15 protein-coding genes are annotated in these 12,834 nt (G+C 59.1%); 5 read left to right on the plus strand and 10 right to left on the minus strand.

Annotated elements, in window-relative coordinates; genetic code table 11:
* Positions 1 to 33 precede the first annotated feature (33 nt).
* Both ACEWMW_RS02810 and ACEWMW_RS02815 read left to right on the plus strand, forming a co-directional pair.
* Complete coding sequence (locus ACEWMW_RS02810; protein WP_409412369.1) at positions 34 to 552, plus strand: hypothetical protein; 519 nt, start codon at positions 34 to 36, stop codon at positions 550 to 552.
* Positions 549 to 944 carry a hypothetical protein gene (locus ACEWMW_RS02815; protein WP_409412370.1) on the plus strand — a complete coding sequence of 132 codons (396 nt, stop codon included), beginning with the start codon at positions 549 to 551 and terminating at the stop codon, positions 942 to 944. Before ACEWMW_RS02810 ends, ACEWMW_RS02815 begins: the two co-directional genes overlap by 4 nt.
* Before the next feature lie 117 nt (positions 945 to 1,061).
* Here the strand turns inward: ACEWMW_RS02815 and ACEWMW_RS02820 are convergent, their stop codons facing one another.
* From ACEWMW_RS02820 to ACEWMW_RS02830, 3 genes are all read right to left on the minus strand, one after another.
* Positions 1,062 to 1,817, minus strand: a complete 756-nt coding sequence (locus tag ACEWMW_RS02820) for a hypothetical protein (RefSeq protein WP_409412371.1) — start codon at positions 1,815 to 1,817, stop codon at positions 1,062 to 1,064.
* Positions 1,818 to 1,825: 8 nt separating this feature from the next.
* A complete protein-coding gene (locus ACEWMW_RS02825; protein ID WP_409412372.1) occupies positions 1,826 to 2,356 on the minus strand; it encodes a Panacea domain-containing protein in 531 nt (176 codons plus the stop codon).
* 95 nt (positions 2,357 to 2,451) lie between these two features.
* Positions 2,452 to 3,537 carry a ribonucleotide-diphosphate reductase subunit beta gene (locus ACEWMW_RS02830; RefSeq protein WP_409412373.1) on the minus strand — a complete coding sequence of 362 codons (1,086 nt, stop codon included), beginning with the start codon at positions 3,535 to 3,537 and terminating at the stop codon, positions 2,452 to 2,454.
* A gap of 439 nt (positions 3,538 to 3,976) precedes the next feature.
* Between ACEWMW_RS02830 and ACEWMW_RS02835 the strand changes: the two genes are divergently transcribed.
* Positions 3,977 to 4,222 (plus strand): DUF2171 domain-containing protein, encoded by a 246-nt coding sequence (locus ACEWMW_RS02835; RefSeq protein WP_409412374.1) that lies wholly within the window; start codon positions 3,977 to 3,979, stop codon positions 4,220 to 4,222.
* A 161-nt stretch (positions 4,223 to 4,383) separates the two neighbouring features.
* Here ACEWMW_RS02835 and ACEWMW_RS02840 read toward each other — a convergent pair whose 3' ends face one another.
* From ACEWMW_RS02840 to ACEWMW_RS02860, 5 genes are all read right to left on the minus strand, one after another.
* Complete coding sequence (locus ACEWMW_RS02840) at positions 4,384 to 5,181, minus strand: cyclase family protein (protein ID WP_409412375.1); 798 nt, start codon at positions 5,179 to 5,181, stop codon at positions 4,384 to 4,386.
* A gap of 54 nt (positions 5,182 to 5,235) precedes the next feature.
* Positions 5,236 to 5,478, minus strand: coding sequence for a hypothetical protein (locus ACEWMW_RS02845; protein WP_409412376.1), 243 nt, complete (start codon positions 5,476 to 5,478; stop codon positions 5,236 to 5,238).
* 4 nt (positions 5,479 to 5,482) lie between these two features.
* Positions 5,483 to 5,770 (minus strand): LPXTG cell wall anchor domain-containing protein, encoded by a 288-nt coding sequence (locus tag ACEWMW_RS02850; protein ID WP_409412377.1) that lies wholly within the window; start codon positions 5,768 to 5,770, stop codon positions 5,483 to 5,485.
* A 43-nt stretch (positions 5,771 to 5,813) separates the two neighbouring features.
* Complete coding sequence (locus ACEWMW_RS02855) at positions 5,814 to 6,194, minus strand: PilZ domain-containing protein (protein WP_409412378.1); 381 nt, start codon at positions 6,192 to 6,194, stop codon at positions 5,814 to 5,816.
* A 95-nt stretch (positions 6,195 to 6,289) separates the two neighbouring features.
* Positions 6,290 to 8,356, minus strand: a complete 2,067-nt coding sequence (locus tag ACEWMW_RS02860; RefSeq protein ID WP_409412379.1) for a ribonucleoside-diphosphate reductase subunit alpha — start codon at positions 8,354 to 8,356, stop codon at positions 6,290 to 6,292.
* A 518-nt stretch (positions 8,357 to 8,874) separates the two neighbouring features.
* Between ACEWMW_RS02860 and nrtS the strand changes: the two genes are divergently transcribed.
* Complete coding sequence (gene nrtS, locus ACEWMW_RS02865; protein WP_409412380.1) at positions 8,875 to 9,102, plus strand: nitrate/nitrite transporter NrtS; 228 nt, start codon at positions 8,875 to 8,877, stop codon at positions 9,100 to 9,102.
* Positions 9,103 to 9,109: 7 nt separating this feature from the next.
* On the opposite strand, the gene ACEWMW_RS02870 is transcribed toward nrtS, so the two are convergent.
* The gene (locus tag ACEWMW_RS02870; RefSeq protein WP_409412381.1) at positions 9,110 to 10,021 is read right to left on the minus strand and encodes an alpha/beta fold hydrolase; all 912 of its coding nucleotides are present in this window, start codon (positions 10,019 to 10,021) and stop codon (positions 9,110 to 9,112) included.
* Between the two features lie 81 nt (positions 10,022 to 10,102).
* A complete protein-coding gene (locus ACEWMW_RS02875; RefSeq protein ID WP_409412382.1) occupies positions 10,103 to 11,785 on the minus strand; it encodes a flavin-containing monooxygenase in 1,683 nt (560 codons plus the stop codon).
* A gap of 96 nt (positions 11,786 to 11,881) precedes the next feature.
* Between ACEWMW_RS02875 and ACEWMW_RS02880 the strand changes: the two genes are divergently transcribed.
* Positions 11,882 to 12,820 carry a MipA/OmpV family protein gene (locus ACEWMW_RS02880; RefSeq protein WP_409412383.1) on the plus strand — a complete coding sequence of 313 codons (939 nt, stop codon included), beginning with the start codon at positions 11,882 to 11,884 and terminating at the stop codon, positions 12,818 to 12,820.
* Positions 12,821 to 12,834: the final 14 nt, after the last annotated feature.

Here is a 12,834-nt window from a genome sequence, read left to right on the forward strand (position 1 = left end):
TGCGGTTCACGGTTGCGGGAGTAGCCAAGGGGCATGGCCAGGGTGACGCCCATCGCAGTACCTCAAGGCAGCCTGCTCGCCGGTTTCAGCGGGCCGGGGGATTATAGCGATTGCTTCTGCGCCGAAGCGGCGCGCGAAGTCACGCTGGGCGAATTTATCGAAGGCTTCTACAGCAGCATGGCATTCCTTCCCGAACGCGTTGTCCTCGGGCTGATGGGTCGCGGTGCGCCGCGCAGCGACATTCAAGCACTGGCGCGCGGCGAGACGGACCGGATCGCGGTATGGAAAGTGGTGGAGCGGACTGACACGCCCTCAAGTGGCGCAGCGGCAGGACACCAAACATCCGAAATCCTGCTCGAGTCCAAAGGGACAGGGACAGCGAGCTGGTTGTGTGTCTCCTCCAGTGGCGAACCGGCAGGAGGACAAACCCGCCTTCTGTTTGGTTCGTGGGTCGGCAATCTGGAGCAGTCGGTCTGGCGCTCCATGCTATGGCCGCACATCTGGTATTCGCGGACGCTCCTGGCGTCGGCGCTGAAATCGCTGAGCCAATGACGCGCATCGCCAGGGCCGGAGCCGCCTATTGGGGGCTGATCTTCGGACTGGGATTTATCCTCGGCACGCTGCGCGTGTTGTGGCTCGCGCCGCTGGTGGGCGAAACCGCCGCCGCGCTTATCGAGATCCCGGTGATCCTGGGCGCAAGCTGGCTGGCGGCGCGCTGGCTCGTCGCGCGGTTCGATATCCGGCGCGGCGGAGAAGCGCTGGCGATGGGTGCGCTCGCCTTCGCGCTGTTGATGGCGGCCGAATTGGTGCTTGGCGTAACGCTGTTTGCCATGAGCGCGGGCGAGTGGCTCGCCTCGATCGCGCAGGCGCCGGGGCTTTACGGACTGATCGGACAGGTGGTCTTCGCGCTGATGCCGTGGGTGGTGGTGCGGCAATTTCGCTGACTAGATCAGCTGCCACACGATCGCGCCGAGCACGCCGACAATGGGCGAGGCGATCAGCACCACCCACGGCCATTTGGCCTCGCGGATTTTCCCGACGAGCGGAAGGGTATGCTTGCGCTAAAACATGCTCGATTGGCGAGGATCTATTATTCTGTAACCATTGAGCTTTGGCTCGCGAGCGTCTGCGCCCACTTGATCAGCAAGAGCAACGCCTTTGACGAAGATGTCGAGAAGGCGGTCAATTTGCTGCTGATCAAACCGCTCTCTTGTCCCGCCATCAATTGCCTGGAATGATCTGATCGGCTTTTGACCACGAGCCGTCAAAATATCAGGGCCAGGACCGGCGTACAGGTACTCGAAGTTTGCGGCGCTCAAATCACCTTGGGCAAGAGTTTGAAGTGCTACCGAACAAGCGAAATCAATTTCTATATTGCGAGGCCTATACCCCATACGAAATCCAGGCATAACCAAGAAGGCACGGCCATCCTCGACACGAACAAGTGGAGCCTTGATCTTTGCGTAAACGTTACGGCCGTCATACCTACCAATGGCGACCGCTGTTAATCCGATACGGTGGCAGACCGAAGGGTGCTCAAGCGCATATGGCATTGCTGCCGATATTGCGTCAGCGTTCTGCGATCGTCCCTTTGGATTTCCATTGCTGAGACAAAAGTCCCGCGCCGATTGCGCAGTATGTAACCCACGAAACGCATCATATAGAGTGGTTATTGCGGTGTTGTAATTGAACCCTCCACCCTTGCGTCGAGAGTAGTCGCTCAACCAATGCGAAACCGATTCTGGTGTAGCTGCGAATGGCCGCTCTCCCAGCGCGCGAGCTACGTCGAGAATATCAATACTTCTGATTGTGGCCATGGTCCTTCCTAGTGCATCGCGAATCGTTGAGGCAGTCGTACAAAATAGGAACAAATTGCTTCATCGTCGATGCGAAGTGCTAGTTTTCCCACAGGTTCTCGCGAATTCCATATCTCATCCCATGGTGATCCTTCTTCATGGGTGATCTCCGAAAGATGCCAGCCATCGTACCGATGATACGCGTCCACAATGTTCTGTATGAAAGCGATTTCATCGGGATCGCTTACTGGCTCAACGTCCGTCAATTCGCCCGTAAAAATATCCAGCCGCTCAGCTTTTTGGGTTATCTCACGCTTGCCAAAACACTTGAACGCGTCACGAAGAATTCGAACTACCGGACCGTAGTCCCATGCCTCAAACTGCTGTTGCACCAAAGGCCCGCGATCACTGGCCAAATGCCATCCGTGCGCAAAGTAGACCATCTTGTAGAGTTGCATTTGCGTCGCCGAAGATCCAATCTCCCAGAGCCTTTCAAGCATCAAATTTGCGACCGCCCGCGCATCATAGGGAGGGCCAGCGCTGTTCTGAAAGTCGGTCATTGCTGCGCTTTCGATTTACCCACGCTCGAATCTGGCGCTTGCGAGTAGCTTTGTTCACTTATTGTTCTTAACATTCAAAATTTGAATAGCAAACCTTACTCCGCCGCTTGCACTCCGCCTGCGTCCTTGGCCGAGCCGCCTGACGTCTCGCCGAACATATCCGGTCCGTCGTCCGTTCCCACTTCCGCTTCGTTGGCGGCCTTCGCCTTGCTGCGGTTGTCGAAGCTTGACCACACGTCCTGCCAATTGCCCTTGGTCGCGCCCTTCGAATATTCGGTCGCGCGGGTTTCGAAGAAGTTGGCATGCTCCACGCCGTTGAGCAGCGGGGCGAGCCAGGGCAGCGGGTGGTCTTCCACCATGTAGATGCTGGGCAGGCCAAGCTGGCCGAGCCGCCAATCGGCGATGTAGCGGATGTAGCGCTTGATTTCCTTCGCCGTCATGCCGGGCACGGGGCCCTGCTCGAACGCCAGATCGATAAAGGCATCCTCCAGCCGCACCGTCTTCTGGCACATGTCCATGATGTCTTCCTTGACCGCCTTGGTCAGGCAGTCACGCTCCTGGCAGAAGGCGTGGAACATGCGGGTGATGCCTTCGCAGTGGAGGCTCTCGTCGCGCACCGACCAGCTGACGATCTGGCCCATGCCCTTCATCTTGTTGAAGCGCGGGAAGTTCATCAGCATGGCGAAGCTGGCGAACAGCTGCAGCCCTTCGGTGAAGCCGCCGAACATCGCCAGTGTGCGGGCGATATCCTCATCGGTGTCGACGCCGAATTCCTGCAGGTAATCGTGCTTGTCCTTCATCTCCTCATATTCGAGGAACATGCCGTATTCGCTTTCGGGCATGCCGATGGTGTCAAGCAGGTGGCTGTAGGCCGCGATATGCACCGTCTCCATGTTGGAGAAGGCGGCGAGCATCATCTTGATCTCGGTCGGCTTGAACACGCGGGCGTATTTGTCGTGGTAGCAATCCTGCACTTCTACGTCCGCCTGGGTGAAAAAGCGGAAGATCTGCGTGAGCAGATTGCGCTCGTGATCGGTGAGGTTTTGCGCCCAGTCGCGGCAATCCTCGCCCAGCGGCACTTCTTCCGGCATCCAGTGGATCTGCTGCTGGCGTTTCCAGAACTCGTAGGCCCACGGGTACTCGAAGGGTTTGTAGGTTTTACGGGCTTCGAGCAACGACATCTTGTGGTTCTCCGAGATTGAGCGTGAATTACCTGCATATGAATCACAGGCGTGATTCGATAGCAAGCACGGACCTTATATGGGGTCTTATCCACCCCTTTCGAGGTAAGTTTGTCGGCGAAGTCCGAACGCCTTCCTGAATGCGGGGCAACAACGCCAGCAAGCATCGGTTCAACTTGCCCGTGGTAACTCCACATCAAGCGCGGCATCCATCCGGTTTCTCCCCCTTTTTGTGCGGCTGGATGCCCGCCCACCAACCCGGCGCCCCCTCCTGTGGTCCTCCCTGGAGGGGGCGTTTCTTTTTGGAAATTCACATCCCCCATCCCATTCTCCCACCCGTGCAGCAGCTGCGACGAGCCGTGGAGCGAACTACCGGTTCGCTCGTTTATATCATGTAACCAATTCAAAAGGCACGGAATTATGGCCAGAAAGATATTACATGTTTGAGAAGTTTCGCATCAAAGAACATATGGAAGTCACCAACTGCGAAGGACAGCACGTCGGCACAGTGGACGCCGTACAAGACGACGCGATCAAGCTGACGAAATCGGACAGCGCGGACGACATGCACCACTTCCTCTCGCTCGACGACGTCGAAAAGATCGACGATAACCGTGTATACCTCAAGGAAGGCGCACGCATCCCCGAAGGTCTCGGCAACAAGGCCGTTCTCGAGGACGCCTGAAACTGATTTCCCCTACCGTACGTCACCGAGGCGTTAGCGGTAGACAGCGAGCCCCGGTCCCGCTTTGGCGAGATCGGGGTTTTGTTTACGTGCTCCCTATCGGCTCATGTTGGCCTACCGCCTCTGGCTGCATGAGGCCGGGCGCTTCTTGAGGATCTGCGTCATCCCTCCGGCACCAATGCGATAATTCTCAAAGGCCCGCCGCTGCCGTTTCCGATCTTGGTTGGCAGCGCAATGACATGCGCGCCCTTAGCGGGTAGTTCGCTCAGGTTGGCGACATTCTCGAAACCCGGGATGTTCTTGTCGAGCAGGATGCGGTGCGCGATGAAGTCCTTAGACTGGCCATAATCCAGGCTCGGCGTGTCGAGGCCGACCGCGGCGATGTTGCGCTCCTCCGCCAGCAACTTCGCTACTCCTTCGGACAAGCCGGGGAAGTGCAGCTGCGCCACGCCTTCCTCGCCGCGCAATGCCGTGCCCATATAGGCTTCGCGATCGGGCCAGTACTGGTCGAAGCCGGTGCGGAACAGCACGATCGCGCCATCGGGCAAGGGTCCATTCTCGCCCTCCCAGCGAAGCACATCTTCGCGCGTGAAGCGGTAGTTACGATCGGCCGCGCTCGCTTCCGCCACATCGATTACGGCTGCAGGGCCGATCAACCGATCAAGCGGGATTTGATCGGTTGTTTGCCGCCCTTCAGCAAAATGGACCGGCGCGTCGAGATGGGTTCCGCCATGCTCCGACAAATGGATATTGTAGGAGCTGTAGAACCATCCACCTTCGGTATGCGCATGCATCACCTCTTCGTGGCTGTAGTCATCAGCGGTCGGCCAGAAGACCGCATTCTCGTCGAGCGTGTGAGTCAGATCGACCCAAGTTCCGGCAAGTGGATCGCCGGGAGGCTCGGCCTGCGAACAAGCGAAAAGCGACAAAGCGGCAGCAAGCGGAATAGCGATGCGCATAGGCGAGTCTCCCTTGCGTCCGAAGCTCGACCGCTCCGGCATCGCTCGCAAATGCTAGAAGATCTCGATTGCCCCGATCTCCGGCGCAAGGAGGTTCAGGATAATCCAGGCCAGAATGGGTGTCAGGACCGATGCGAACATCACGAGCGAAAATGCCCGCCTCTGCTGCTCTCCCTTGACTTGCTGGTAGTGCTGCTCCGTGCGACCGGGAACGCGCCTGCGCATCCGGCCGAAGATCAGCAGCTCGAACAGTGCCATCACCGCAAGCCCGGCAGGAACGATGACCCCGAGCGTCAACGGATCAATCCCGCCGGCGTTTCTTGGAGGAGAACCAGCTGCCGCCGCCAAGCACAGTGATGCCGAGGAAGTAGCCGAAATCGTACCAGCCGCCGGTATTGGGCACGGCGTAGACCGCGATGCCTTCATCGAACAGCGAGCCGATCCAGGCAAAGGGGAAGACAAATCCGTGCCAAAGGCCCCACCAGAAGCCGGGAACCTCTTCGCCGCTGGCCACGCCAGCTTCGATCTGCGCAGCGCAGGCGGAAAGCAGCAGGACGAGCGATGCCGCTGTGAGAATGCGTTTTGTCATGGATGCGACCCTATCAGCAGGGCCGGATGCGCGGCAAGCGCGTTTAGCAGGCGCGGCGCAGCGGCGCTCCGGGAGTTACGCCTTCCAGCGGATTCCAGGTCCGGTCGAGCGAGGCGCAGGCAGCATCGGGATCACGCAGGTGATTGACTTGGGCGTCGGTCAAAGGGCGCATGAATGCCACGCCGGCCTCGCCATCGCCGGTCCAGCGCACGATCGCACGCAGCGGCGGGCTGGATGCGACCAGCAGTTTGAGCTGCTGGCCAATGCGGAATGGCAAGCCGTCGTCGCAGATCTTGCAGCCGCCATTGGCGACGTCGACCAGCGAGACAACCCGCAGCGAACCATCGCTTGTGCGGCACTGCGCGCGTGTATCAATCGATGTTCGGGCGAGCTCGCGGGTCTGCATGGCAAACAGTAATGCCATGGGTGTGCTTAAGAGATAGTTAATATCCCCAAGGGGTTAGCTCGGGGGATCGAACAGCGATAGGATAGTGCGGAACCAATCGGAAGCTGTGCTCCCTACTGGCAGCTCAGGCATTCCTCGTAATCGGTCTGCTCGCCTGCATTGGCGCTGAGTTCGATCTTGAGCGCATCGGCCGTGTTGTCCGCCTCGACGCCTCCGGCAAAGCCTGCCCGCTGGACCGATTTCGAGCGCAGGTAATAGAGCGACTTGATGCCCTTCTCCCATGCCTGGAAGTGCAGCATCATGAGGTCCCACTTGTCGACGTCTGCCGGGATGAAGAGGTTGAGCGACTGCGCCTGATCGACATAGGGCGCGCGGTCGGCCGCGAATTCGAGCAGGTAGCGCTGGTCGATCTCGAAGCTGGTCTTGAACGTCGCCTTTTCCTCGTCAGTGAGGAAATCGAGGTGCTGGACCGAGCCGCCTTTTTCGAGGATCGAATTCCACACGTTGTTCGAATCCTTGCTTTTCTCGCGCAGCAACTTTTCGAGATAGGGGTTCTTGACCACGAAGGACCCGGACAGTGTCTTATGCGTGTAGATATTCGCCGGGATCGGCTCGATGCAGGCCGAGGTGCCGCCGCAGATAATCGAAATCGAAGCGGTCGGCGCGATCGCCATCTTGCAGCTGAAGCGTTCCATCACGCCCATCTCTTCGGCATCGGGGCATGCGCCGCGTTCCTGCGCCAGCATCATCGAGGCTTCGGATGCCTTCGACTGGATATGCTTGAACATCTTGAGGTTCCAGACCTTCGCCATCGCCCCTTCAAGCGGGAGATCCTTGGACTGGAGGAAGGAGTGGAAGCCCATCACGCCGAGGCCGACAGACCGCTCGCGGCTGGCGGAATATTTGGCGCGGGCCATCTCGTCGGGCGCGCGATCGATATAATCCTGCAGGACATTGTCGAGGAAGCGCATCACGTCCTCGATGAAATCTTTCTCGGTCGACCACTCGTCCCACTTCTCGAGATTGAGCGAGGAGAGGCAGCATACCGCGGTGCGATCATTGCCGAGGTGGTCGATGCCGGTCGGAAGAGTGATTTCCGAACACAGGTTGGAAGTCGATACCTTGAGGCCGAGGTCGCGGTGATGCTTGGGCATCATCCGGTTCACGGTGTCATTGAAGACAATATAAGGCTCACCCGTTGCGAGGCGGGTTTCGACCAGCTTCTGGAACAGCGAGCGGGCATCGACCGTGCCGCGCACCGAGCCATCGCGCGGTGACTTGAGATCGAACTCGGCTCCGGCGCGCACGGCTTCCATGAACTCGTCGGTGACGAGCACGCCGTGATGCAGGTTCAGCGCCTTGCGGTTGAAGTCCCCTGAAGGCTTGCGGATCTCGAGGAATTCTTCAATCTCGGGATGCGAGACATCGATATAGCAGGCGGCCGAGCCGCGCCGCAGCGAGCCTTGCGAAATCGCCAGGGTAAGCGAATCCATCACCCGCACGAAGGGGATGATGCCGCTGGTCTTGCCATTGAGGCCGACCGGCTCGCCGATGCCGCGGACATTGCCCCAATAGGTGCCGATGCCGCCGCCCTTCGAAGCGAGCCATACGTTCTCGTTCCAGGTGCCGACGATGCCGTCGAGGCTGTCCTCGACCGAATTCAAATAGCAGCTGATCGGCAGGCCGCGATTGGTACCGCCGTTCGACAGTACCGGCGTTGCCGGCATGAACCACAGGCGCGAGATATAGTCATAGAGCCGCTGCGCGTGATCCTGGTCATCGGCGTAGGCATCGGCGACGCGCGCGAACAGGTCCTGGAAGCTTTCGTTGGGCAACAGGTAGCGATCGATCAGCGTTTCCTTGCCGAAATCGGTCAGGTTGACATCGCGCGCCTCATCAGTGACGATAGTGAAGCGCCGGTCATTGACCTTCTTGCTGCTTTCGTCCCCAGAACCATCACCTGCACCGGCGGCAGCCTGCGCCGCCTGAGCCATCGCCCCGGCCAACGCCTCGCCTGCCTTTTCCGAAACCAGCGCATCGCTGCCGGTGTCACTCTTTTCCATGCTCACTGCCTGTTCGCCTTTAGCCTTGGGAGCGGCTTCTTCTTCGCGTTCGACAGTTGCGCCATCCGCATCCTGTTCTAGCCCCATTGCCGCTTCATCCCCGGTCCTGAAATCCATTGCTACCCCGTCCCCAATTCTAACTCACAAACAACGATCATCGGCGAAACTTTGTTCCGCTTGTGTTCGAATCGGCGGGAGACACTCATCCTAGCATTTTCCAACCCGGTATGGGTGGAAACTTATCCCGAATCTGCCCACAGGCGAAGCCAATCCGCCTTGCGAACCTGGCGCTGCCAGGGCCGAATCGGTGTTCATGGGAAAATCGATGAAATCCCAACGAACAACTAGGTCTAGTAGGTGCCCCTGCCTCTCGAACCACTAGATAGTGAATCAGACTGGGACTTCATGCAAGAGGGTAAATTGCAATTTACCCTGCGTCATGGCTGGCTGGGCGAGGTGTGTTATCTTTGTGCAACGCCGCGACGCGCGGGAAAAGCTAGGGTCTTGCGGAGCGCAAGCCCTAAAATGAATCCGGCAAAAAAAATTTTGGGCAAAATTTGTTCGCCGGGGCTTGTGAATCAATCGAATCGAAACGCGCAATTTTCGAATCCGTGATTGCCCGCTAGGATGCTCCAGTGATCAACCGAAATGCATTCAAGAACTGCTTCGCCGCGCCAGTCGCCAAACGTTCGCTCGGCGTTGCCATTGTGGTCGGGACGATCCTCACCGCGATCAACCAAGGCGACCTGATCCTGGCCGGACGCATGCCCGTCCTATGGAAAGTCGCGCTGACATATCTCGTGCCATATTTTGTGGCGACCTACGGCGCCTACGCGGCACTAGCCAACCGCAACAGAGATTGAACCGAAGCTACTCTGCAGCTTGCGCGGTAGGCTCGGCATTACCATTCGCGTGAGCTGCAATCGCGTCGGCCAACTCATCCACCAGCTCAAGCGGCAGGTCATGCCCCCATCCCGGGATCGTCTTGAGCTTTGCTTCAGGAATATGCGCGGCCGTATCGTGTCCATGTTCGACCGGAATCAGCGGGTCGTCATCGCCATGCAAGACAAGGGTCGGGACATTGAGCTTCTTGAGCATCGGCCGCCGGTCCCCATCGGTCGCGATCGCCCCCATCTGCCGCACCGGACCGGGCGGGTAAAAGCTACGCTGCACATTTGCCCGCACTCGCTCGCGCAAGCGTTCCTCAGGCGCCGGATAGCCCGGGCTGCCAATCGTGCGCGAGACCTTGATGCCGTGCTCGACCAAGACATCTTCGTCAAAGCTTTGCGGACGCTTCACCAGCGCCTCCATTGCTTCCTTCTTGGCTTTGGGCAATTTGCTATGGCCGGTTGTCGAGAACACCGAAGTGAGCGTCTGGACTTTTTGTGGATGGCGCTCTGCAAAACGCTGAGCGATCATCCCGCCCATCGAAGCGCCGACGATGTGCGCCTTTTCGATCCCCAGCGCATCAAGGAGGCCTGCCCCATCGTCGGCCATGTCGCCAAGCGAATAGGGAACTTTTGGCCTGAAGCCGAGCCGGGTCAGAATCATGAGTTTGACCATGCCGGGTGATTTGACGCCATCGAACTTCTGGCTGAGTCCGATATCGCGATTGTCATAACGGATGACGCGAAAGCCGCGCTCGGCCAGCGCCTGGACAAACTCGATCGGCCAACCGGTCATCTGGGTGGCGAAGCCCATAATCAGCAAGATCACGGGATCATTCGGATCGCCATGCTCGTCATAATGGAGGGTAATTCCGTTGGCTTGGATCTCGGGCATAAGGATTCCGATTGATTAGTTGGCGAAGGCGCGTTGCCTACCGGAATAGGTATGCTGCATGCAACTCGGCAAAAGCAGTAGTTAGGCGGCCTGAAGCTCCGGTGGCATCAATGCCATCACATGCCCTTCGAAGTCGACGTCGTTCGGCTTTGGTTCGCCATCGATTACAAAGCCGGGATAGCCCTTCTCTGCAATCTCATTGATCACGTTTCCGTAGGCCTGGACACCTCCGAGGTAAAAGGTGAAGGCACGCGGCTTGCCCGGCACATTCGAGCCGAGATACCAGGTGTTGGCCTGCGTATGCAGCGACATCTGGAATAGCTCGTCGATATGCTCGCCCCAATCCCTCTCCGCCTCCGCAAGGGGCTCGAAGGTCTCTGCGCCCTGCTCGCGTAGGTGTAGCATCGCATCGGAAATCCATTCGACATGCTGTTCGATCGAAACGATCATGTTGGAGCCGACCGAGGGGCTTTGCGGGCCCGTGATCATGAACATATTGGGGAAGCCGACTGATGATAGTCCGAGATGGGTATGCGGCCCGTCGGCCCATTTGTCCTTGAGCTTTTCGCCGCCCTTGCCGCGAATATCGATCCGATTGTACGAGCCGGTCATGGCATCGAAGCCAGTTGCCAGCACCAGGATATCGGCCTCGTAAAGCGCGCCAGATGTGCGCACGCCGCCCGCCTCGATCCGCTCGATCGGGGTCGCATTGAGGTCAACCAGCTCAACATTGTCGCGATTGAAAATCTCGTAATAGCCGATGTCGACGCACAAGCGTTTGGTGGCGAAGGGGTAGCTGCGCGGCGTCAGCAGTTCGGCAACATCGGGGTCTGACACCCTGTCGCGAATCTTGGCGCGCACAAAATCGGCGAGCCTTTCGTTGGCCGCGCGGTCGCTGCCCGAATCGAGATGCGAAGCTATAAAGCCGACCAGCCCGCCCATCTCCCAGCGCTGCTCCATCTCGGCCTGGAACTCGTCTTCGGGAATATCGCGCACGAACTTCGGCGTCTGCGGCAGGACCCGCGCCGCACCGAGAAGCGACTCGCGCTCTGCCTGCCGGAATTCGCCATACTTTGCTTTCAGCCCAGCGATGAATTCGGGATCGTTGGGATGGTTTTGCGCGGGCACGACGTAGTTGGGGGTGCGTTGGAATATCGTGAGGTGATCCGCTTGCTTGGCCATTATCGGAGTCGACTGGATCGCGCTCGAACCGGTACCGATCACGGCGACTTTCTTGCCGGTGAAGTCCACCTCTTCGTGCGACCAGTGCCCAGTCGAGTAGGTCTCTCCGGCAAAGTCCTCGAGTCCGGCGATATCAGGCTTGTTGAAAGATGAAAGGCAGCCGACGCCGGTGATGAGATATTGTGCTGAGTAGCTCTCGCCGTCGCTCGTCGCGACGTCCCAACGCTTGCTTTCCTCGTTCCAATGCGCGCTGTCGACACGAGTTTCGAACTGGATATCGCGGCGCAGGTCAAACCGCTCGGCGACGTGTTGGGCATAGCGCAGGATTTCGGGCTGGGTCGCATAGCGTTCGGACCATTCCCATTCCTGCTGCAGGTCTTCGTCGAAGGAGAAAGAGTATTCGAAGCTCTCGATATCGCAGCGCGCGCCGGGATAACGGTTCCAGTACCAGGTCCCGCCGACATCATCCGCCGTCTCGATCACCTTGGCCGAGAAACCGAGCCCGCGCAGCTTGTGCAGCATGTAGAGGCCGGAGAAACCCGCCCCCACGACGATTGCGTCGATTTCCTGCCGGTCCGCCATGTCATTCTCCCTCGCAAGCAACAGAACATGCGACGGACGGGCGGGAGAGTCCAGATTGGAGGAAGACCGCCCAAACGCTTTGCCGACCGCAGGCGAATGCGTTCAGCATTCGATCATGCTCGCCGCGTAATGGCCATCGCCATGTTTTACATTGAGAAACTTCCCGCCCTCACCGCCGCAGCAGCATTCCTGGCCGCCGCACCTCTTGCAGCGCAGGACGGCCAACCAGCCGGCGGCCCGCCCCAAGGCGCACAAGGCGGTGCTGTCCCTACAGGGGGGCCTCCGCCCGGAGTCCAGCAGGAAGGTTGGACTGTAACTGTTGGCGCAGCGCCATTTTACACCCCGGCATGGCAAGGCTCGGATGAGATGGCGCTCTCCATCTTCCCCGACGTGCGGATCAACTACGACGACAAGCTGTTCGCTTCGGTGCCGGAAGGGATTGGCTGGAACGCGATCAACGCGGACGGCTGGAAAGCCGGGCCGGTAGCGCGTGTCCGCTTCGGCCGGGACGAAGATAACGGCGGCTCCCCATTCCAGGTCACTGGTGGGAGCAAAGCTCTCATCGGCATGGGCGATATCGACGCATCGATCGAGGCGGGAGGCTTTGTCGAGAAAAGCTTCGGCAGCAAGCGGCAATGGGAAATCGGTGCGCGGGTGGTGCGCGGCTTCGGCGGGTACGAGGGCACGGTCGCTGACTTCTCGCTCAATCACAGACTGCGTTATGGCGGAACTATCGCCAGTTTCGGCCCGCGCCTATCACTGGCGAGTGCTGGGTTCATGCGTCCCTATTTCGGCATCGATGCCGTGCAATCGCTCAATACGGGTCTTGAGCAGTATAACCCGGGCGGCGGGATCTTGTCCTATGGCGTGGGCGGAACCATAGTCAGGCCGCTTGGGCGGCGCAGCGCGATAACCGTCATTTCAAGCATCGAACGATTGGAAAGCGAAGCAGGCAGTTCGCCGCTGGTACGCGAGCGCGGCCAGCGCATGCAGTACTCTATTGGCGTGGCCTACGGGTTTCGCTTCGGATTATAGCCCAAGCGAGGGCG

Origin of the sequence: Litorerythrobacter xanthomarinus, assembly GCF_046254955.1 — a bacterium.
Lineage (GTDB): Bacteria > Pseudomonadota > Alphaproteobacteria > Sphingomonadales > Sphingomonadaceae > Qipengyuania_C.

Excerpts from the sequence above, each read along its gene's own strand:
- ACEWMW_RS02810 (WP_409412369.1), top strand. The coding sequence starts at position 34 with ATGGCCAGGGTGACGCCCATCGCAGTACCTCAAGGCAGCCTGCTCGCC.
- ACEWMW_RS02815 (WP_409412370.1), top strand. The coding sequence starts at position 549 with ATGACGCGCATCGCCAGGGCCGGAGCCGCCTATTGGGGGCTGATCTTC.
- ACEWMW_RS02820 (WP_409412371.1), bottom strand. The coding sequence starts at position 1,817 with ATGGCCACAATCAGAAGTATTGATATTCTCGACGTAGCTCGCGCGCTG.
- ACEWMW_RS02825 (WP_409412372.1), bottom strand. The coding sequence starts at position 2,356 with ATGACCGACTTTCAGAACAGCGCTGGCCCTCCCTATGATGCGCGGGCG.
- ACEWMW_RS02830 (WP_409412373.1), bottom strand. The coding sequence starts at position 3,537 with ATGTCGTTGCTCGAAGCCCGTAAAACCTACAAACCCTTCGAGTACCCG.
- ACEWMW_RS02835 (WP_409412374.1), top strand. The coding sequence starts at position 3,977 with ATGTTTGAGAAGTTTCGCATCAAAGAACATATGGAAGTCACCAACTGC.
- ACEWMW_RS02840 (WP_409412375.1), bottom strand. The coding sequence starts at position 5,181 with ATGCGCATCGCTATTCCGCTTGCTGCCGCTTTGTCGCTTTTCGCTTGT.
- ACEWMW_RS02850 (WP_409412377.1), bottom strand. The coding sequence starts at position 5,770 with ATGACAAAACGCATTCTCACAGCGGCATCGCTCGTCCTGCTGCTTTCC.
- ACEWMW_RS02855 (WP_409412378.1), bottom strand. The coding sequence starts at position 6,194 with ATGGCATTACTGTTTGCCATGCAGACCCGCGAGCTCGCCCGAACATCG.
- ACEWMW_RS02860 (WP_409412379.1), bottom strand. The coding sequence starts at position 8,356 with ATGGATTTCAGGACCGGGGATGAAGCGGCAATGGGGCTAGAACAGGAT.
- ACEWMW_RS02870 (WP_409412381.1), bottom strand. The coding sequence starts at position 10,021 with ATGCCCGAGATCCAAGCCAACGGAATTACCCTCCATTATGACGAGCAT.
- ACEWMW_RS02875 (WP_409412382.1), bottom strand. The coding sequence starts at position 11,785 with ATGGCGGACCGGCAGGAAATCGACGCAATCGTCGTGGGGGCGGGTTTC.
- ACEWMW_RS02880 (WP_409412383.1), top strand. The coding sequence starts at position 11,882 with ATGCGTTCAGCATTCGATCATGCTCGCCGCGTAATGGCCATCGCCATG.